Source organism: Flavobacterium pectinovorum (assembly GCF_022802975.1).
Taxonomy (GTDB): domain Bacteria; phylum Bacteroidota; class Bacteroidia; order Flavobacteriales; family Flavobacteriaceae; genus Flavobacterium; species Flavobacterium pectinovorum_B.
This window is the reverse complement of record NZ_JAFEVZ010000011.1, coordinates 17,298-38,358: the sequence shown is the minus strand read 5'-3', so window position 1 is coordinate 38,358 and position 21,061 is coordinate 17,298. Positions and strand designations below refer to the sequence as shown.

15 protein-coding genes are annotated in these 21,061 nt (G+C 32.7%); 10 read left to right on the top strand and 5 right to left on the bottom strand.

Annotated elements, in window-relative coordinates:
- Positions 1-31: 31 nt before the first annotated feature.
- On the bottom strand, positions 32-1,537 hold the full coding sequence (gltX, locus tag FLV_RS15055) for a glutamate--tRNA ligase (protein ID WP_243235006.1): 1,506 nt from the start codon (positions 1,535-1,537) through the stop codon (positions 32-34).
- Between the two features lie 163 nt (positions 1,538-1,700).
- On the opposite strand from gltX, the gene FLV_RS15050 reads away from it, so the two are divergent.
- The 7 genes from FLV_RS15050 to FLV_RS15020 all read left to right on the top strand — a co-directional run bounded on the left by FLV_RS15050 (position 1,701) and on the right by FLV_RS15020 (position 12,979).
- On the top strand, positions 1,701-5,105 hold the full coding sequence (locus tag FLV_RS15050; protein WP_243235005.1) for a coiled-coil domain-containing protein: 3,405 nt from the start codon (positions 1,701-1,703) through the stop codon (positions 5,103-5,105).
- Positions 5,102-5,521: an rRNA maturation RNase YbeY gene (ybeY, locus tag FLV_RS15045; RefSeq protein WP_243235004.1), complete on the top strand. Its 420-nt coding sequence runs from the start codon at positions 5,102-5,104 to the stop codon at positions 5,519-5,521. Before FLV_RS15050 ends, ybeY begins: the two co-directional genes overlap by 4 nt.
- Before the next feature lie 264 nt (positions 5,522-5,785).
- Entirely contained in the window at positions 5,786-7,657 is a 1,872-nt protein-coding gene (mnmG, locus tag FLV_RS15040) for a tRNA uridine-5-carboxymethylaminomethyl(34) synthesis enzyme MnmG (RefSeq protein ID WP_243234993.1), read from the top strand.
- Between the two features lie 305 nt (positions 7,658-7,962).
- Positions 7,963-8,811, top strand: coding sequence for a class I SAM-dependent methyltransferase (locus tag FLV_RS15035; RefSeq protein ID WP_243234985.1), 849 nt, complete (start codon positions 7,963-7,965; stop codon positions 8,809-8,811).
- 412 nt (positions 8,812-9,223) lie between these two features.
- Positions 9,224-9,802 (top strand): OmpH family outer membrane protein, encoded by a 579-nt coding sequence (locus FLV_RS15030; protein WP_243234983.1) that lies wholly within the window; start codon positions 9,224-9,226, stop codon positions 9,800-9,802.
- Positions 9,803-9,902: 100 nt separating this feature from the next.
- Positions 9,903-12,182: a helix-turn-helix domain-containing protein gene (locus tag FLV_RS15025; protein WP_243234981.1), complete on the top strand. Its 2,280-nt coding sequence runs from the start codon at positions 9,903-9,905 to the stop codon at positions 12,180-12,182.
- 14 nt (positions 12,183-12,196) lie between these two features.
- On the top strand, positions 12,197-12,979 hold the full coding sequence (locus FLV_RS15020) for a hypothetical protein (RefSeq protein ID WP_243234979.1): 783 nt from the start codon (positions 12,197-12,199) through the stop codon (positions 12,977-12,979).
- A gap of 37 nt (positions 12,980-13,016) precedes the next feature.
- On the opposite strand, the gene FLV_RS15015 is transcribed toward FLV_RS15020, so the two are convergent.
- Positions 13,017-13,376 (bottom strand): hypothetical protein, encoded by a 360-nt coding sequence (locus tag FLV_RS15015; RefSeq protein WP_243234970.1) that lies wholly within the window; start codon positions 13,374-13,376, stop codon positions 13,017-13,019.
- Between the two features lie 97 nt (positions 13,377-13,473).
- Positions 13,474-14,436 (bottom strand): SPOR domain-containing protein, encoded by a 963-nt coding sequence (locus FLV_RS15010; RefSeq protein ID WP_243234968.1) that lies wholly within the window; start codon positions 14,434-14,436, stop codon positions 13,474-13,476.
- 243 nt (positions 14,437-14,679) lie between these two features.
- On the opposite strand from FLV_RS15010, the gene dprA reads away from it, so the two are divergent.
- Positions 14,680-15,780, top strand: coding sequence for a DNA-processing protein DprA (gene dprA, locus FLV_RS15005; protein WP_243234956.1), 1,101 nt, complete (start codon positions 14,680-14,682; stop codon positions 15,778-15,780).
- A 68-nt stretch (positions 15,781-15,848) separates the two neighbouring features.
- Positions 15,849-17,375, top strand: a complete 1,527-nt coding sequence (locus tag FLV_RS15000; protein ID WP_243234955.1) for a TlpA family protein disulfide reductase — start codon at positions 15,849-15,851, stop codon at positions 17,373-17,375.
- Positions 17,376-17,458: 83 nt separating this feature from the next.
- Here FLV_RS15000 and trpS read toward each other — a convergent pair whose 3' ends face one another.
- Positions 17,459-18,436 carry a tryptophan--tRNA ligase gene (gene trpS, locus FLV_RS14995; RefSeq protein WP_243234954.1) on the bottom strand — a complete coding sequence of 326 codons (978 nt, stop codon included), beginning with the start codon at positions 18,434-18,436 and terminating at the stop codon, positions 17,459-17,461.
- 203 nt (positions 18,437-18,639) lie between these two features.
- On the opposite strand from trpS, the gene FLV_RS14990 reads away from it, so the two are divergent.
- Complete coding sequence (locus FLV_RS14990; RefSeq protein ID WP_243234953.1) at positions 18,640-19,395, top strand: lysophospholipid acyltransferase family protein; 756 nt, start codon at positions 18,640-18,642, stop codon at positions 19,393-19,395.
- A gap of 506 nt (positions 19,396-19,901) precedes the next feature.
- On the opposite strand, the gene recA is transcribed toward FLV_RS14990, so the two are convergent.
- Positions 19,902-20,909 carry a recombinase RecA gene (gene recA, locus FLV_RS14985; RefSeq protein ID WP_243235150.1) on the bottom strand — a complete coding sequence of 336 codons (1,008 nt, stop codon included), beginning with the start codon at positions 20,907-20,909 and terminating at the stop codon, positions 19,902-19,904.
- Positions 20,910-21,061 lie beyond the last annotated feature (152 nt).

Here is a 21,061-nt window from a genome sequence, read left to right as displayed (position 1 = left end):
AAAGTCCCGATTAAATCGGGACTTTTTAGTTTTATAAGGTAGCAATTGCTTTCTGAATTCTCGAAATAGTTTCTTCTTTTCCAATGATTTCAACAATGTCAAATAGGTGAGGACCTTTCAAAGCTCCAACTAAACTTAGACGGAAAGGCTGCATCACTTTACCCATTCCAATTTCATTTTTCGTTAACCAATCTTTTACAATTGCTTCGATATTTGCAGAAGTAAAATCTTCAATATTTTCTAAAACAGAAATTAATTCCTGCATTAAAGTTGGAGTTTCTTCCTTCCAGTTTTTGCTTGCTTTTTCATCATAAGAGGTTGGAGCCTGAAAAAAGAAATCAGTTAAATCCCAAAATTCAGAAACGAAATGAGCTCTTTCTTTAATAAGTGAAACAATACGAGTTGTCATTTCGAGCGGAATCGAGAAGCCTTTTTCAACCAAAATAGGAGAGAAGCTCTTCGCTAAATCGGCATCATTTTGTTTGATTAAATATTGGTGATTGAACCATTTGTTTTTCTCCGGATCAAATTTTGCTCCCGCTTTATGAACTCGATTCAAGTCAAAAGCTTCAACTAATTCTTCAAGAGAATATAATTCTTTATCCGTTCCGTCATTCCAACCTAACAAAGCTAGGAAGTTTACAACTGCTTCCGGGAAAAATCCTTTCTCTCTGTAACCAGATGAAATTCCTTCTTCGGTTTTCCATTCTAGTGGAAACACAGGAAATCCTAATTTATCACCATCTCTTTTAGATAATTTTCCGTTTCCAACCGGTTTCAAAATCAAAGGTAAATGTGCAAATTCCGGAGCATCCCAACCAAAAGCTCTGTATAATAAAACGTGAAGAGGCATCGATGGCAACCATTCTTCACCACGAATTACATGTGAAGTTTCCATCAAATGATCATCAACAATATTGGCTAAATGATACGTTGGCATTCCGTCACTTTTAAATAAAACTTTATCATCAAGTAAACTGGTTTCGAACTTAACATCACCACGAATGATATCTTTTAAATGTAAAGTTTCATCCACCGGAGTTTTAAAACGGATTACATAATGTTCTCCATTTGCAATTCTTTTAGCAACTTCTTCAGCAGAAATTACTAAAGAGGTATCTAACTTTTCGCGAATAGTATGATTGTAAATAAATGTTTTTCCTTCTGCTTCTTGTTCTTTTCTCAAAGCGTCAAGAGCTTCCGGAGTATCAAAAGCATAATAAGCCCAACCCGAATTGATCAGTTGATCTGCATATTTTTGGTATAATGCTGCACGATCACTTTGTCTGTACGGACCAAATTTTTCATTTTTTTCAACCGTTTCTTCAGGAGAAATTCCTAACCATTCCAGCGCTTCCATAATATAAGCTTCAGCACCTGGAACAAAACGAGTCTGATCTGTATCTTCAATTCTCAGATAAAAAACACCGTTATGTTTTTTTGCAAATAAATAATTAAATAGGGCAGTACGAACTCCGCCAATATGTAATGGTCCAGTCGGACTTGGTGCAAAACGCACGCGAACTTGCTTTGACATTTGTTTAAATTTTGATGCAAAGATACGATTCTAATTAGAGAATTAGAAAATGAGTTTAATTAGATAATTGTCTCGTCGGTAGTACAATTGACTAATTTTCTCATTGATCATTATCTAATTAAAATTAGTACTTTTATAGGTTATAATTAAAAGAGATTTTATTTTGAAAACATCATCTGCAATATATCAGAAGTTAGAAGGATTTATAAAGAAATATTACATGAATGAATTGATAAAAGGAGCACTTCTTTTTATAGGTTTTGGACTTTTATATTTCTTATTTACACTTTTTATTGAGTATTTTCTTTGGCTGAAACCAGTAGGAAGAACCCTTTTATTCTGGATATTTATCGCAGTAGAAGTTTTTCTGTTGTTTCGTTTTATCTTATTTCCAATTTTCAAGTTGTTCAAACTTCAAAAGGGAATCGACTATAATCAGGCTTCGGCTATTATTGGAAATCATTTTACAGAAGTAAGTGATAAGCTGACGAACTTTTTACAGCTTTCTTCCAATGAAAATTCTGCAGAAAGTTCAGAATTAATGTTGGCTTCGATCGAACAAAAAGCAAATTCATTGCAGCCAATTCCGTTTGGAAATGCCATCAATTATAAATCAAATAAAAAGTATTTGCCATTGGCTTTGATTCCGGTTTTGTTGTTTGCCGTCTTTTTTGTTTCTGGAAACAGCAATATCATTTCGCAGAGTTTTAATAGAGTAGTGCATTTCAATTCTGCTTTTTTGCCTCCGGCTCCTTTCAAATTTGTGGTTCTAAATGACAAACTTCAGACGGAACAAAACAAAGATTTTATTGTAAAAATTGAAACAGAAGGAAACGTTGTTCCAGAAAATGTAATGATCCATATTGATAATGAAAGCTATTTTATGGAATCTTCTCAAACTGGGAAGTTCGAATTCAAGATTGAAAAACCAACTTCGGATATGGAATTTTTTTTTGAAGGGAATTCAGTTTCATCAAATGAATATGAATTAAAGGTGATTACAGTTCCATCGATTGCCAACTTCGAAATGGTTTTGAATTTTCCATCTTACCTAAAAAAGAAATCAGAAACCATTCAGGGAACCGGAAATGCAATCGTACCTGAGGGAACAATTGTAACCTGGAAAATGAAAACCCAGTCAACTCAAGAGGTAGTTTGGAAAGATGAAAACTCCATTTTGAAGTTTAATAAGGCAGAAAACGAGTTTAAACTAGCTAAAAATATTAATCAAAATACAGAATATCAAATTCTTACTTCGAATAATAAGGTTAAAAATTACGAGAAATTAGACTATCAGCTGTCAGTTATCAAAGATCAGCATCCAACAATTACTGTTTCGCCAGCTCCGGATAGTTTAAAGTTAGATAAGAATTATGTTTTAGGAAGACTTGGAGATGACTACGGTTTATCAAAATTACAAGTTGTTTATTACGAACATGGCAAACCACAAACTGCAAAACGAGGAACTATTCCTGTAAAGCAAGGAGTGTTCGATCAGTTCGTTTTTAACTTTCCAAGTAATCTTGCGGTAGAAGAAGGAGTATCGTATGAATACTATTTTGAGGTTTTTGATAACGATGCATTGCACGGATTCAAGAGTACAAAATCTTCTACATTTTCAGATCGAGTTTCTACTACAGATGAAATTCAGGATGCAGAATTGCAACAGCAAAATGCCAATATTAATAGTTTGTCAAAATCATTAAAGAATCAGGAAAAGCAATTTTCTGAAATGGATAAGCTAAAAAATACAGGTAAAGAAAAAGATAATTTAGAATTTAAAGATCAGCAAAAAGTAAATGATTTTATCAAACGTCAGAAACAGCAAGACGAATTGATGAAGCAGTTTGCTGAAAAAATGAATAAGAACTTAGATAAATTCAACACTGATAAAAAAGATAAAACGGCCGAAGATTTACAAAAGCGTTTAGATAATGCCGAGAAAGATTTAGAGAAAAATCAGAAATTGATGGATGAGTTAAAGAACCTAAACGATAAATTAAACAGCGAAGAGTTGTTTGATAAGATGGAAAAGTTCAAACAAATCAGCAAAAATCAATCTCGTAATTTAGAACAATTAGTTGAATTAACGAAGCGTTTTTATGTAGAAAAGAAAGCAGAGCAAGTTGCAGAGAAGCTAAATAAGTTAGCAGAAAAGCAAGAACAACTTTCTAATAAAGATGCTGAAAATACAAAAGAGAAGCAAGAAGATATAAATAAATCATTTGATAAAATTCAGGAAGATCTTAAAGATTTAAAAGATGAAAACAATAGTTTAAAATCTCCTTTGGATATTCCGAAAGATGCTTCAAAAGAAAAAGACGTAGAGAATGATTTGAATAAAGCTTCAGAAGAATTAAATAAAAAGAATACTTCTTCGGCTAAGCCAAAACAAAAAAGTGCTTCAAAGAAAATGAAGTCTATGGCAGAGCAAATGAGTTCAAGTATGGAAGGCGGAGAACAAGAACAACTGGAAGAAGATGTTGCCATGCTTCGTCAGATTCTGGATAACCTTTTAGCTTTCTCATTGTCTCAGGAAGATGTAATGAAACAATTTAAATCGATGAAATTAGGTTCTTCTGCGTATACGAAGAACATCAAAATTCAGCAGAATTTAAAACAACAGTTCCGTCATGTCGATGACAGTTTGTTTGCAATGTCTCTTAGAAATCCAAAAATTGCAGAAGATGTAACGAAGGAAATTGGGAACGTACAATATAATATGGACAAAGCGATTGAAGTTTTAACCGATGTTCAAATACCAAAAGGAGTTTCACATCAGCAATACGCTGTATCGTCAGCAAACAAATTAGCCGATTTTTTAAGTGACCTTTTAAATAATATGCAGATGCAAATGTCTAAACCGGGTATGGGAAAACCAAAGCCAGGAAATGGACAAGGTATGCAGCTTCCGGATATTATTCAAAAACAAAAAGGTTTGGCTGATAAAATGAAAGAAGGAATGAAGCCGGGAGATAAACCGGGAAGTGGACAGCAAGGAAAAAGTGGAGAAGGAAAACAAGGTCAAGGACAAGGAAAAGAAAGCGGACAAGGAAAAGATGGACAAGGAAAAAACGGAAAGAATGGTCAGGGTAAAAATGGACAAGGCGGTAAAGAAGGAGGAAAAGGCAAGGATGGAAATGAAGGTGAAGATGGAGAAGGAGATGCTGAAAAGATAATGGAGATTTACAAAGAGCAGGTTAAACTTCGTGAAGCTTTACAAAAAGAGTTGGCTAAAAAAGGTTTAGACATGCAAGGAAGATCTGCGATTGAACAAATGAAAGCTTCAGAAAAACAGATTTTAAATAAAGGATTTAAGAACGAGAACCTGCAAAGGATTTTAAATATTCAGCAAGAATTATTAAAATTGAACAATGCAGTTCAGGAACAAGGTCAAGATACGAAGCGTCAATCTGAAACAAATAAGGCTGAATTTTCGAATCGCTCAAATGCGCTGCCAAGCTCATTAACTGATTATTTAAATAGTGTAGAAATTTTAAATAGACAATCGCTACCTTTGCGCTCGAATTTTAATCAAAAGGTTCAAGAATATTTTAATACAAAATGATAAACTTTAATTACGAAACCGAATTTACTTTAGACAATGAACAAGCTTTTACAGATTGGTTAAGCGCAGTTATTGTTTCTGAAAAGAAGAGTGAGGGAGAAATAAATTATATTTTTTGTGATGATGAATACCTGCATAAAATAAATGTAGAATATTTAAACCACGATACACTAACAGATATTATCAGTTTTGATTATACAGTTGGTAATGAATTAAACGGAGATATTTTTGTTTCTGTAGAAAGAGTAGAAGATAATGCAAAAGACTTTAATGTTTCTTTTGAAGAAGAATTGAAACGCGTGCTTGCTCATGGTATATTACATTACTGTGGATATAAAGATAAAAGTGATGCAGATGCTGAGCTTATGCGTTCAAAAGAAGATGAAAAGATTGCGATGTTTCACGTGGAACAGTAATTAAACATCCAAACAAAAATACAAATACATGTTCCACGTGAAACGTTTCTGTTTTAAAATCGGTTTTAAAAAGTGTTTCACGTGGAACATCTAGTGTTTAGGTTTTGTTTTGAAAAAAAAATAAATATGTTCCACGTGGAACCTTTAAGTTTAGTTTTGAAACTTGAAACTTGAAACAAAACAATAGTTCCACGTGGAACAAAAAGAAAATATAGTTAATTCTGAGAACTGCTTTAAAAGGTTCGCAGAGAATAATAAAACAAAATGTTTTTAGAAGAATACGATGTTATTGTAGTTGGTGCTGGTCATGCAGGATCTGAAGCCGCAGCAGCGGCCGCAAATTTAGGATCCAAAACTTTGTTGGTTACAATGAGTTTGCAGAACATAGCCCAGATGTCTTGTAACCCTGCAATGGGAGGAATTGCAAAAGGACAAATTGTTCGTGAGATCGATGCGCTTGGAGGTTATTCCGGAATTGTTTCAGATCGAACTGCAATTCAGTTTAAGATGTTGAACAAATCAAAAGGGCCTGCAATGTGGTCACCGAGAGTTCAAAGTGATCGAATGCGTTTTGCAGAAGAATGGAGAATGATGTTGGAGGGAACTCCAAATTTAGATTTTTACCAAGAAATGGTAAAAGGTCTGATTATCGAAAACGGAAAGATAAAAGGAATTAGAACTTCGCTTGGAGTTGAAATTCGAGCCAAATCGGTTGTGTTGACAAACGGAACTTTTTTGAACGGATTAATTCATATTGGAGAAAAACAATTCGGTGGAGGAAGGGCAGGCGAAAGTGCTGCAACCGGAATTACTGAAGATTTGATCAAAGTTGGTTTCGAAGCCGGAAGAATGAAAACAGGAACACCGCCACGAGTTGATGGTCGTTCTTTGGATTATTCGAAAATGAACGAAGAAAAAGGAGATGCAAAACCGGATAAGTTTTCTTATTCGGATTTAACGGTTCCGTTGATACATCAAAGATCTTGTCACATGACATATACTTCGTTGGAAGTTCATGATATTTTAAGAGAAGGTTTTGATCGTTCGCCAATGTTCAACGGAAGAATAAAAAGTTTAGGTCCGAGATATTGCCCTTCGATTGAAGATAAAATTAATCGTTTTGCAGATAAAGAACGTCACCAGCTTTTTGTTGAACCAGAAGGATGGAATACTTGTGAAGTTTATGTAAACGGATTTTCAACTTCGCTTCCAGAGGATATTCAATTTAAAGCTTTGAGTTCTGTTGCCGGTTTTGAGAAAGTGAAATTTTTCCGTCCGGGTTATGCGATTGAATACGATTATTTCCCGCCAACGCAATTGAAACATACTTTGGAAACAAAGTTAGTTCAAGGTTTATATTTTGCCGGACAAATTAATGGAACGACAGGATATGAAGAAGCAGCTTCGCAAGGTTTGATGGCCGGAATAAATGCGCATTTAAAAGTGCACGAAAAAGCGCCGTTAATTTTAAAACGTGACGAAGCGTATATTGGAGTTTTGATTGACGACTTAATTACGAAAGGAACGGAAGAACCTTATCGTATGTTTACATCAAGGGCAGAATATAGAACATTGTTGCGACAAGATAATGCCGATTTCAGATTGACACCAATGTCGCATGAAATTGGTCTTGCTTCTGAAGCTCGTTTGCGAAGAATGGAAAAGAAATTGAACGAGTCTGAAAAGATGGTTGCTTTCTTTAAAGAAACGAGTGTGACAGTTGCTGAAACAAATCCGATTTTAGTTGAGAAGGAATCGGCACCAATTTCACAAGGTGATAAAATGTTTAAAGTATTCTCTCGCCCGCAAATTGATTTGGAGGATATGCTGAAATTTGAAAAAGTAAAAGCATACGTAGAAGAAAATGATTTGGACAAAGAAATTTTAGAGCAAGCCGAAATTCAGGTTAAATATTCTGGTTATATCGAAAAAGAAAGAAACAATGCGGATAAACTAACTCGTTTAGAAGAAGTGAAAATTCCTGATAATTTCGATTACAATAAAATCAAATCTATGTCTATTGAAGCGAAGCAAAAGTTAGGTAAAATTAGACCAGTTACTATTTCGCAGGCATCAAGAATTAGCGGTGTGTCTCCAAGTGATATTTCCGTGCTTTTGATTTATATGGGAAGATAGAAATTTTGTTTAAAGTTTCAGGTTTCAAGTTTTTGTGGAATCTGGAATTTTGTTTTTGTTTTTGTTTGTTTCACGTGAAACTTGAAACAAAGAAAACCTGAAACAAAGTAAAATGTTCCACGTGAAACTTTTTTAAAAGTTCGGCGTTGGAATATTTTCAGAATAAAGTATAATCGTAGAGATGGACAGTTGTCCATCTTTTTACGGTTTGATTGAAAAAATAATAAAACAATGTTTATATGAACTTTAGTTCAACTCAACATAAATTCAAACCCTAATTCTATTAAATAACGATTAATTAAAAAATGGACGTTTTAAACAAAAAACATTTTCTTACTGTAAAAGACCATTCTGTTTCGAAAGAAATTTTCGATTTGTATTATGATGAAAACCTGGATATGCTGATTACATCTCCACAACCTGATTTAGAAAATTTGGGAAGATATTACGAAAGCGAAGATTACATTTCGCACACAGATAACAAACGTTCTGTTTTTGAAAAAGCCTATCATTTTGTAAAAAGTATTGCTTTAAAAAATAAACTGAATTTGATTAATTCAGAGCAATCTCAAAAAGGAAAAATTTTAGACATAGGGGCAGGAACCGGAGATTTTTTGTTAACAGCAAAAAATGACGGCTGGAACGTAATTGGAGTTGAACCAAGCGACCGGGCAAAAAATATTGCAAAGCAAAAAGGAATTTCATTTGTTGAAGAAATCAGCGAACTCGAAAATAATTCTTTTGACGTAATTACAATGTGGCACGTTTTAGAACACGTTCCAAATTTAGAACTTCAAATTCAGGAATTGAAGCGATTATTAAAACCAACTGGAACATTAATTGTTGCGGTTCCAAATTTTAAATCGTTCGACGCAAAACATTACGGAGAATTTTGGGCAGCTTTTGATGTGCCAATTCATTTTTGGCATTTTTCGAAAAAAGCGATAAAATCACTTTTCGGGAAAGTAGATATGAAATTAGAAAAAGTACTTCCAATGAAATTTGATTCGTTTTATGTGAGTCTTCTTTCTGAAAAATACAAAACAGGAAAAATGAATTTCATTCGTGCATTTTTCATCGGTTTACGATCAAATTTAAAAGCATCAAGTACAAAAGAGTATTCATCTCACATTTATGTACTAAAAAACAGCTAAAACACAAAATAAACGCATTTAAAACCCTTTCTCTGGTATAATGAGGGTTTGTGTTGTCTTTTTTAAAAAATGAGCTCTAATTAAAGCTATAAAAGTCACTTTTAATAGTGATATTTTATAGCTTTTTTTTCGTCCATAAAGAAAACTAATACCTTAAAATCACTGCTGTTTTTGGAATTTTTTCCTAATTTTTTTGATTTTAAATTTATAATTAAAGTCATGATAATGTTAGATGAATATTTTTGTTTTCAGATGGTTTTTTGGTATTTGAAAAAAATGAAATTTTTAAAGTAGTATTTTAGTCCATAACAGAAATCATTATAAAAAATCAGCATTTTTTAAACTTTATGTCGATGCTATTTATTTTTTTATATTTTTGTCTTTCATACATAAAAAAATAGAAATTCAGAAAATGAAAAAAGCATTAGTAATTATCGCACTTTCGGTTTTAGTTGTTTCATGTGATAAAACAGCTGAAGTAAAGGAAGTAAAAACAGCTTACGTAGATACTTCGGTTTTGATGAAAGAGTACACTGAAGCAAAAGACCTTGAAGCAAAATATAAAGCACAATCAGAAGAAAAAGGAAGACAACTGCAAGCTGAGATAAATCGTTTCAAACAAGATGCTGCTAATTTTCAAAGTCAGGCACAGGCAAATGGTCAGGCCTGGGCACAACAAAGAGGTGCTGAATTACAAAAAAGAGAACAGCAATTGGGTTACGCACAACAACAGTTAGCTCAGCAATTACAGCAAGAAAGCGGTGTAGAAATGGATTCTCTTGTAAGCGGTGTGAAAAAATTCATTAAAGATTACGGTAAGAAAAACGGATATTCATATATCTACGGTACAGGTGATGCTGCAACAGTTTTATATGCTGAAGATAAATATGACATTACAAAAGAAATCGTTAAAGCTTTGAATGATAAATACAAAGCCGAACCAAAAACGGATAAAGCCCCGGCTAAAGAAGGTGAAGAGGCTAAAAAATAACTGCCAAAATAACTAACCATTTGAAAAACCTAAATCTAAACAGATTTAGGTTTTTTTATTTTATAAAAATGCGATACTTTTAGTCTTCAATATACGCCCAATGCAAAACGTTTCAGAAGCAGCTGCTTATACTTTACAATTCATCAATCAAACACAAAAATCGATATTCCTGACTGGTAAAGCAGGAACAGGAAAGACTACACTTTTGCGTGAAATCATTGCGACTACGCATAAAAATACAGTTGTTGTAGCGCCTACCGGAATTGCTGCATTAAATGCAGGCGGAGTTACAATTCATTCCATGTTTCAGTTGCCATTTTCAGCTTTTATTCCTTCGCATGAAGATAACTCTCAGTTTACAGAGACGGTAAAATTCGAAAATAAAGAAACCTTACGCAGACATTTTAAAATGAATAATGTTAAGCGTAATGTAATCAGAAACATGGAATTACTGATTATTGATGAAGTGAGTATGTTGCGTGCTGATTTGCTGGACGCAATAGATTTTATGATGCAGACTGTTCGTAAAAATTCTCGTGCTTTTGGTGGAGCTCAGGTACTTTTTATTGGTGATTTATTGCAATTACCACCGGTGATTAGGGACGAAGAATGGCGAACGCTGCGGAATTATTACAAAGGAAAATTCTTTTTTCATTCACATGTAATTCAGCAAAATCCGCCAATTTATATTGAATTATCTAAGATTTATCGCCAAACAGATGATTCTTTTATCTCGGTTTTAAACAATCTTCGAAATAATCAGATTACACCTCAGGATATTCAAATTTTAAACGAATATGTCAAACCGGATTTTGATTTAAAAAATAATCCCGGCTACATTACGCTTACGACACATAATGCAAAAGCCGATTCGATTAACGAACAGGCAATTGGTGACTTAGCTGGTAATGAATATGTTTATCAGCCCTTTATTGTTGGAGATTTTCCTGAAAAAATATTTCCGGTTGAAGAAAATCTGAAACTAAAGGTCGGTGCACAGGTGATGTTTGTTAAAAATGATTTATCTTTTGATAAAAGGTATTTTAATGGAAAAATGGGTGTTATTAAGTCACTTTCGCCCGAAGAAATTTTTGTCCATTTCCCTGAAGAGAATAAAACAATTGAAGTGGAGAAGTATGAGTGGAAAAACATCCGATATAAAATAAATGAGCTTACGAAAGAGATAGAAGAGGAGGTTTTAGGCACTTTTGCGCATTATCCGCTTAAGTTGGCCTGGGCAATTACAGTTCATAAAAGTCAGGGTCTAACTTTTGAGAAAGCTGCGCTCGATGTATCGCAAGTTTTTTTACCAGGACAAGCATACGTTGCTCTTTCACGTTTAACGTCCTTAAACGGGCTTATTTTGCTTTCTCCGTTACAAATGAATGGTATTTCGAACGATCAGGATGTGATGGATTACGCATTAAGCAAAGCTACTGAAGACGATTTGAAAAATTCACTTCATTTTGAAACCAAGAATTTTATTCATAACTATTTGATAAACAGTTTTAACTGGACAGATTTGGCTCAGGAATGGCGTAATCATCGGTTTAGTTATAATGAAAATGCTGCAAACTCCGAAAAATCGAAACATGCAGTCTGGGCTCACAAACGTTTGGAAATTATAGAGGGACTTGTAGATCCTTCTCAAAAATTCATTCATCAGCTGAATAAAATTTTTAATAAGGAAACTGTCGATTTATTCTTTGTTCAGGAAAGAGTTGTGGCAGCCTATGATTATTTTTTCAAACAGATGGATAAACTGGTTACGGATCTTTTACAGAAAATGGCCGAAATTCAGAAATTCAAAAAAGTAAAAGAGTTTTATGAAGAATTAGCATTTCTGGATGATTTGCAAACCAAGGCTGTTTTACGCTTAATGAAGGCCAAATTATTAATCGAAATTGTTGTTGGTGGAGAAACCATCTGCAAAGAAAAATTAACGTCTACAGCGATTAAAAATTACAAATCGGATAAAATCACGAAAATCCGCGAGGAATTTAAAATGACGAATACTGATATTTTTAAACTCGATGAACCCGTAGTACGCTATACATCTAAGAAATTAGATAAAAATGAGCCGAAAACGGTAAAGAAAACCACTGTAGAAGAAACTTACGATTTGTGGATTGAGAAAAATTCGGTTCAGGATATTGCACGTCTTCGTAAACTTACTGTACAGACTATTGAAATGCATTTGGTTAAACTGATTCAGGCTAAGAAAATCGAAATATCTGATGTTTTGCCGTATGATAAAATCCTGGCTTTGCGTGAAGCTTTTCAATTCTATCAGGAGGAATCTTTAAATGGTTTAAAAGAAAAACATGGAGATGAATTTACCTGGGATGAATTTAAAATGTTTAAGGCTAGTATAAATTAAGTATTTTATAGAAAATGAATAATAACGTATTTTATATGAAGCAGCTAAATGTGTTTTTGATTGTACTGATTTTTTGTAGCAGTTTTGTTTCCGGTCAGGATTTAAAGCCTGAATACCAAAAGTTTATTAAAATTTTTATCAGCAATGTAAAAGATGATAATAGGGAAGCTGTGGCAAACATGATTTCCTATCCTTTTAAGAGAGAATATCCAATTCCGGCGATTAAAAACAAAGCTGATTTTGTAAAAAGATATTCCGAAATTTTTGATTCAACTTTAAGAAATGAAATCATAAAATCAAATCCTGCAAAAGATTGGTCTGAAATGGGTTGGCGTGGTATTATGCTCAATCAGGGTACAATATGGATTGATACTGACGGCCGCTTAATCTCGATAAATTACCAGTCAAAATTTGAAAAGGATTTTAAAAGTAAAATAATTGCTGAAGAAAAGACGAAATTGCATCCTTCAATTGCTAAGTTTAAAGTTCCGGAATGTATCTTGGAAACCAGCAAATTCAGAGTTAGAATTGATGATTTAGGAAACAATAATTACCGCTATGCTTCTTGGTCTTTAAAAAAGAAAATGAGTGAAGAACCAGATTTAGTGATTAGTAACGGAAAGTGGTTTCGGGAAGGAACAGGTGGAAATAATCGATTTGAATTTAAAAAAGGGCAATATATTTACGAATGTCATATATCGCCTCTACGAGAAAATGGTACTGCACCGGCAGGTTTGACTATTTACCAAAACAAAAAAATAATTCTTTCCCAAGATGCTGAAATTGTTCCACGATAAACAAAAAATCCTATTCAGACGAATAGGATTTTTTGTATTAAAAAGAGGCTCTAATTTCTTCTAATTCTTTTTTCTGTTGTAACAGTTTGAGCTCCAGTTTATCTATTTCAAGTTTTTGCTTAGTTGACTTTATTTTTAATTTCTGAATTTCTTCTTCAGAAATTTTGCTGGTTGCAATTTGACTGTCAGTTTTTTGATTTGAAGCTTTTTGTTTTTCTATTTTCTTTTGTGTTTTCTTAATAGATTTTTCTGCGCTTTTAACCTCCCGCTGATGCTTCTCAATTTTTTTCTGTTCTTTATTTATTTTATTTTGATGTTCTTCGGCTGTTTTAGCTTCCTGAATCGCTTTTTCTGAAGGAACGCTGGTTTCCTGTGAAAAAAAAGATTGTGACGTCATAAGAAGGCATATAATAATAAATAGTCTAAAGGTAAACTTCATAATCTTTGTAGTTCTAAAGTGAATAATAAAACAAATGAATTTCTCTCTCTAAGCTTTATAAATTTTCGATTAAAATCCAGGCATCAGGATTTTCAGCTTTTCGAATTTCTCTTTGTGCTTTTTCAGCTTCAGTCATAGTAGCATAACTTCCGTACAAAACAGGAAATAAACCGTGTTTATTTTCAGGTAGCATTCTGGCTTCGTAACCATTCTTTATCAACTCATTATATGCTTTTTTTGCATTTTGTTCACTTCTAAAAGCGCCTGCAATAATGTGATAAGGCATCGTTTTTTCAGCTGTTTCAGTTTTCGAAGTATCTACTGAAAGAGTAACTGCCGGTAAAGGATTTTGAATCAAAAAGGTAGCTTCCTGAATTTTATTCTGTACTTTTTTCTGAACAGTACCTTCAACTATAAGCGTTTGATTTGCGATTTGTTGCTGGTATAAAGGATAGCCTATACTTCCAGTTATTCCTAATCCTAATACAAATATCGCTGCATATTTTAAATACGAATTTGAAGATTTTCTTTCTTGGTCAGCGTATAATTGAACAGGCTCTTTCTTTTCGATTCTTTGAATTTCCTTTTCAAAATTTTCTCTTTTTACCAAAGGTGAAACGAAAGGAGTTAATCCAAATGAAGTAGTTAAATAATTATTTTGCTGGTTTGGACTGAAAACTAATTTGTTATCATTATTCAAACGTATTTCACCAATATTTTTTAAATGTAAAATTCCATCCTCTTCTAATGCTTTTGTCCAATTTAAAATTTCAAAAGCAATGGCGCTAACAGCAAAACCATAAGATGTTTTTTCTGTATGTGCGATATGATTTGCCAGTAAACCATCATTGTTTTTGATTTGACTGTTAAAAGAAACCATTTTTTTAGGTGGAAAAAACGAATTTGTGCTTTCATTAAGCTGTGCCGACTGAGTTTCGGTTAAGAATGCTCCAAATCCTGGAACCGTTACACACTGATAACGATACAATAACTGCGCGATGTAAGTTTCGATTTTCATAGTAACAAAGTTATACATCCAATATAGTTATCAAAATTTTATTCACAATTTTTATTAACAATTCACAGATTTTTATAGACAATTGGCATTGAGTTATTTATGTAAATTTCTTCTTTTGTCAATTTATAATGTTAAATCTTTAAAATTTTATTTTTGAAAGAATTTACTTCTAATTCATATATTTGCTAAACTTTGAAAAAGTAATTTTTCAAGAATTATTTGCACTTTAAAATTATATCAGCCATGACAGAACAAGATTTATTTTATTTATTAGCCTTACTCAGGGTAGAAGGTGTTGGAGATATTATGGCTAAAAAATTATTATCAAATTTTGGCAGTGCAGAAGAAATTTTCAAAACAAAATCCAATAAAATTGCGGCTATTGATGGTGTTGGTTCAACATTACTTAAGAATTTAAAAGACAAAACTGTTTTTGAAAAAGCAAATCAGGAACTCGAATATATCAGTGTAAACAATATTCAAACCTCATTTTTTAAAGAAGAAAAATATCCGGAACGATTAAAACATTGTATTGATGCACCGGTTTTAATTTTTTCTGCCGGAAATATTAACTTAGAAAATAAAAGAATAATCAGTATTGTGGGTACACGGCAGATAACGTCTTATGGAACAGAATTCTGCAAAAAACTGATTGAAGATTTAGCTCCGCTTGATCCTATAATTGTGAGTGGTTTTGCTTATGGAGTTGATATTGTGGCCCATCAGTTGGCGATGGAAAATGATTTGCAAACCATTGGTGTTTTGGCTCATGGTTTAAATCAAATTTACCCTAAAACTCACAAAAAGTACATGGCAAAAATGGAGGAAAATGGCGGTTTTATTACCGAATTTTGGAGTTCTACGAATCCTGATAAAGAAAATTTTGTAAGACGCAATCGAATTGTTGCAGGCATGAGTGAAGCAACGATAGTGATAGAATCTGCAGATAGGGGAGGTTCACTAATTACAGCCAATATTGCTAACGATTATAACCGTGATGTTTTTGCTGTTCCCGGTCGTGTAACCGACAAATACAGTCAAGGTTGTAACGACCTTATTAAAACGCAAAAAGCAAACGTTTTAACCTCTGCTGCCGATTTGATTTATATGCTCAATTGGGACATCGAAAACAAGTCAAAAGCGGTACAAAAGCAATTATTTGTTGATTTGGAATCAGACGAACAAAAAATTTATGATTTTCTACTAAAAAATGGTAAAGAATTATTAGATATTATTGCGCTTCAATGTGAGTTTCCAATTTATAAAATCTCAGGAATTCTTTTGAATATGGAATTAAAAGGAGTAATTAGACCTTTGCCAGGAAAGTTGTTTGAAGCTATATAAAGCAAGTTTCTAAACCTAATTTTATTAATTTTATTTGCCAATCTAATTTCATAAAAAACCATTCTGTCATGAAAAAAAATCAAAATTTTGCTTTTCTATTTATTAAAAAAACAGCTATTTTTCTTTTTTTTGTATGCTCTATTTCAGCTGTTGCACAAAAAGCCATTCTTAAAGGAAAATTTGAAGTTTTTAAAAACCAATCTATTCGCTTATTACTGCCCGGACATTTTTTAGATCAGGAAAGGAGTAAAAGTAAAATCGATGTTAAAGTTGATGAAACAGGAAGCTTTTATCAGGAATTAAACCTATCAAAGTCTGAAATAATTTATTTTCAATATTTTAATCCAGATTCTAAATCACTTTTTGCTTATAATTTATTTGTTACGCCAGGCGATAATCTTATTATCAATATCAATAATTTATTAATAAAAGTAGAGGGTAAGCAAAAAGAAAACAATCAATTCCTTGATATTTTGAGTTATGTAGATCTGACAAAGTATAAAGGTGATACTTTGCCAGATAGAGTTTATAAAGAAATTGAGCGTATTACTCTTGCTAATAAATCCGTGTTAGAGAAGTACATAACAGCAAATCAACCTTCAAAAGATTTTATAAAAACTTGGCAGGCGAATTTAGAATATTTAGCTCCTCAATCATTTTATTCTTTTGAACAAAATAACAAATATAAAATTAAACATGCTTATGCCCGAAATTTGGGTATTTGGAAACAATATCGCAATGAATTATTTTCTAATATCAAAATAAATAATGATGAAGCAATAAATGCTCCTGTTTATCAGGTATTTATTCATGATATTTTGCTTCGTACTAAGGAGGAACTTTGGAAAGAAGCTTCTGGTGAAAACCAGGAATCCTTTTATAAAGAGTGGTACAATACGTCAATAGAAGAAGGTTCTAAACTCCTTAGAGAAGACATGACTAACTCATTAACCGAGAAAATTATTAAAAAATATTATAGTAATAAATCGGCAGAATTTGCTTATGCTGTGCTTTTTACATCCTCAATTGAAGATCAAAACTATAAAAACGTACCTGAAATTTTTGAGAATTTTAAAAAACAGTTTCCTACGAGTGTTTTTATAGAACAATTTCAACCCAAGATTAACAAAATCATTGAAAACAACAATAAAATCTTGACCGATAAGATGGTTTTTGTACCAAAAGGAGAAGAACTAAAAACCTTTGAAGAAGTTATAAATCATTTTAAAGGAAAAACTGTTTTAATCGATATGTGGGGCACTTGGTGCGCTCCTTGCCGAAAAGAAATTGCTAAACATAGTCAAGCATTACACGAGTATTTTAAGGATAAAGACCTGCAATTTTTGTATATAGCCAATCATGACAGCCATAATTCTGAAACATGGAAAAAAACAATTTCTTTTCAAAGTATAGAAGGATCCCACATTCTTGCTAATGAGGATTTAACAAAAGATATTATGTCTAAATCAAAGGGAAGTGGTTTTCCAACCTACATAATTCTTAAAAAAGATGGAAGTTATGAGCTTTCAAAAGCCGGTTATCCTTTAAAAAAAGCCGTTTTAATTGAACAATTGGAAGCTGCGATTGCGGAGTAAAAATCTAAATTTAAAGAGGTAAAAAGACAAAGCTCTTGATATGAACCAAGAGCTTTGTCTTTTTTGTTTTAAAATAGTGCAATTTATTTTATTTCAAACCCTAATTTCTCACGAACTCTATCCAAAACAGCATCGGCAACTTTTGAAGCTTTTTCAGCACCTTTTTTCAATAAAGCATCTACCTCTTCGAGGTTGTTTATGTAGTAATTGTATTTTTCTCTTTCGGTTTTAAATTTCTCTGTAATCAATTCAAATAAAGCTTGTTTAGCATGTCCGTAACCATAATTTCCACCTAGGTAATTGGCTCTCATTTCGGCAGTTTGAGTTTCAGTTGCTAATAATGAATAGATTGCAAAAGCATTACAAGTATCCGGGTTTTTAGGATCTTCAAGCGGAGTACTGTCGGTTTCTATACTCATCACTTGTTTGCGTAACGCTTTGTCATCCAAAAAAATATTGATAATATTATTGGCAGATTTACTCATTTTTCCGCCATTAGTTCCCGGAATCAACATACTGTCTTCCTGAATTTTAGCTTCAGGAAGTACAAAAGTTTCTCCCATTTGATGGTTGAAACGAGAAGCCACATCTCGTGTGATTTCCAGATGCTGCAATTGGTCTTTTCCAACAGGAACAAATTGTGCGTCATACAACAAAATATCAGCAGCCATTAACATTGGGTATGAAAATAATCCAGCATTAACATCATCCAGTCTGTCGGATTTGTCTTTGAAAGAATGGGCTAATGTCAATCTTTGAAAAGGGAAAAAACAACTTAAGTACCAGGATAATTCAGCTGTTTGCGGCACATCAGATTGTCTGTAAAACGTAACACGGTTGATATCTAAACCAAAAGCAAGCCAGGCCGATGCAACACTAAATGTATTCTGTCTTAATGTTTTGCCATCTTTTATTTGTGTTATCGAATGCAAGTCAGCAATAAACAAAAAAGGTTCGTTTGCCGGATTGTTTGATAATTCGATTGCAGGAATAATTGCTCCTAATAAATTGCCTAAGTGAGGAGTTCCAGTACTCTGAACACCAGTAAGTATTTTTGCCATTCTAGTTTTCTTATTTCTTAACCGCAAAGTTCGCAAAGTTTTTCGCAAAGCCTGCAAGGTTTGTTTTTTTCTTCTGCAAAAATTAGAAAGTTTTCTAAAAGTTCTCTTAGATTTGAGGTTTTATTTTCAGAAAAGCTTAAATATTTTAAAAATCTAACCGTCTGTAAATCTAAATTCACATCTGTTTTCTTACTTTTGAAATCATGAAAGGATTAAAAATTGTTTTTTGGATTATTTGGCGCATTTGGTTTTACATTTTAATGGCCATTCCAATATTGATTATGCTGCCTTTTTTAGTAGCTTCAATTATATCGGAAAGAGGATACCCTTATTTTTTTAAAATGGCTCGGATTTGGGCAAAATTCATCCTTTTCGGAATGGGTTTTTATTACAAAATTGAACGCCTTCAAAAACTGGAAAAAGGCAAAAGTTACATGATTGTAGCTAACCATACTTCAATGACGGATATTATGCTGATGCTGGCAATTATCAGAAATCCTTTTGTTTTTGTTGGCAAGAAAGAGTTGGTAAAAATTCCTTTATTTGGATTTTTCTACAAAAGAACCTGTATTTTAGTAGACAGAAATTCTTCAAAAAGTAAAAATGAAGTTTTCAAAAGAGCTCAGGACAGACTTAATCAGGGGCTTAGTATTTGTATTTTTCCTGAAGGAGGAGTTCCGGATGATGAATCTATTTTATTGGATGAATTTAAAGATGGCGCTTTTAGATTAGCTATCGATCATCAAATTCCAATTGTTCCCATCGTTTTTGCAGATAATAAAGAGCGTTTTTCGTATACTTTTTTAAGCGGTAGTCCAGGAAAAATGAGAGGAAAAATTTTACCTTTTATTGAAACGAAAGGATCATCAGGCGAAAACAGAAAAGAACTTCGTGATCTTACAAGACAATTGATTTACAAAGGTTTGCTTGAATTTAAGAAGAAAGAATCAAATAAATAAATTAAAAACTAAACCCGGAAAAATTGAGAAATTTTCCGGGTTTTTATTTTGAATCTAACCCCCATTTTAGAATCAAAATTTATCTGTGAATTATTTTTTCCGAAATGAATCGTAATATTTTTTTAATTTTTGATTTGCTTTTTTTACGGCTTTTATGCAACTGAATTTCTTTTTTTTCTTTCATGATTTAAAATATTAACGGTTGATAAAAGAGTTTAACCAGATACTGATTTAAGAGTAATATTATAGAGGATAGAATATCAAAAAGGTTGCGTAAAAAAAAATAAAAATCCGCTAGTAACCAAAACAAAAACTAACGGATTTTATTGAAAATAACCAACCAAATTTATTCTAAAAGCACCGAAAGTATTATGGCAAATACTATCCAAAGATTTTATATTATTTAAAAGATGATGTAATTTATAAAAGGTTGCGTCTTTTTTAATAAAAAACCCGACAGTTTTAAATGTCGGGTTTAAGTGTTTAAATTATAATAACTTAAATTTTTAAGCGTTAGCTAATTCTTTTATATGTTCTTTAATTTTTACTTCTAATTCATCAGCTAATTCAGGATTATCTTTAATTAAAGTTTTAACCGCATCACGGCCTTGTCCTAATTTGGTATCACCGTAACTAAACCATGATCCTGCTTTTTTTACGATATCAAATTCAACAGCCAAATCTAAGATTTCTCCGGTTTTAGAAACTCCTTCACCGTACATAATGTCGAATTCAGCAGTTTTAAATGGCGGAGCAACTTTGTTTTTTACAATTTTTACTTTAGTTCTGTTTCCGATAACATTTTCACCATCTTTAATTTGAGAAGAACGACGAATATCCAAACGTACAGATGCATAAAATTTTAATGCATTACCACCGGTTGTAGTTTCTGGATTTCCGAACATTACACCAATTTTCTCTCTTAACTGGTTGATGAAGAAAACAGTACAATTTGTTTTGCTGATGGTTCCGGTAAGTTTTCTCAAAGCCTGAGACATCAAACGTGCGTGCAGACCCATTTTAGAATCTCCCATTTCGCCTTCAATTTCGCTTTTTGGAGTCAAAGCAGCAACCGAGTCAATAACCACAATATCAATTGCACCGGAACGAATCAGGTTTTCTGCAATTTCTAATGCCTGTTCCCCGTTATCTGGCTGAGAAATAATCAGGTTTTCAATGTCTACACCTAATTTTTCAGCATAATTTCTGTCAAAAGCATGTTCCGCATCAATGAAAGCAGCAATTCCTCCTGCTTTTTGAGCTTCTGCAATTGCATGCAAAGTTAAAGTGGTCTTTCCGGATGATTCCGGACCATATATTTCGATTATTCTTCCTTTTGGATATCCGTTTACTCCAAGTGCTAAATCAACACCAAGAGAACCAGAAGAAATTGTTTCAACTTCTACAATGGCTTTGTCGCCCATTTTCATTACGGTTCCTTTTCCGTAAGTTTTATCTAGTTTGTCAAGCGTAAGTTGTAGCGCTTTTAATTTGGCATCTTTCTCTGAACTCATCTCTTTTTTTTCTTTTTCTTTCATCTAAATTATTATAAATTTTCATTCTCAAAAACAAACCAGAAAGTAAATAACTTATTGATTTAGATTTGTATCAGGCTTATAATTTTGTAAAAATAGTTCTTTTTTTGAAGTCTTGTTGTTTCAAATTG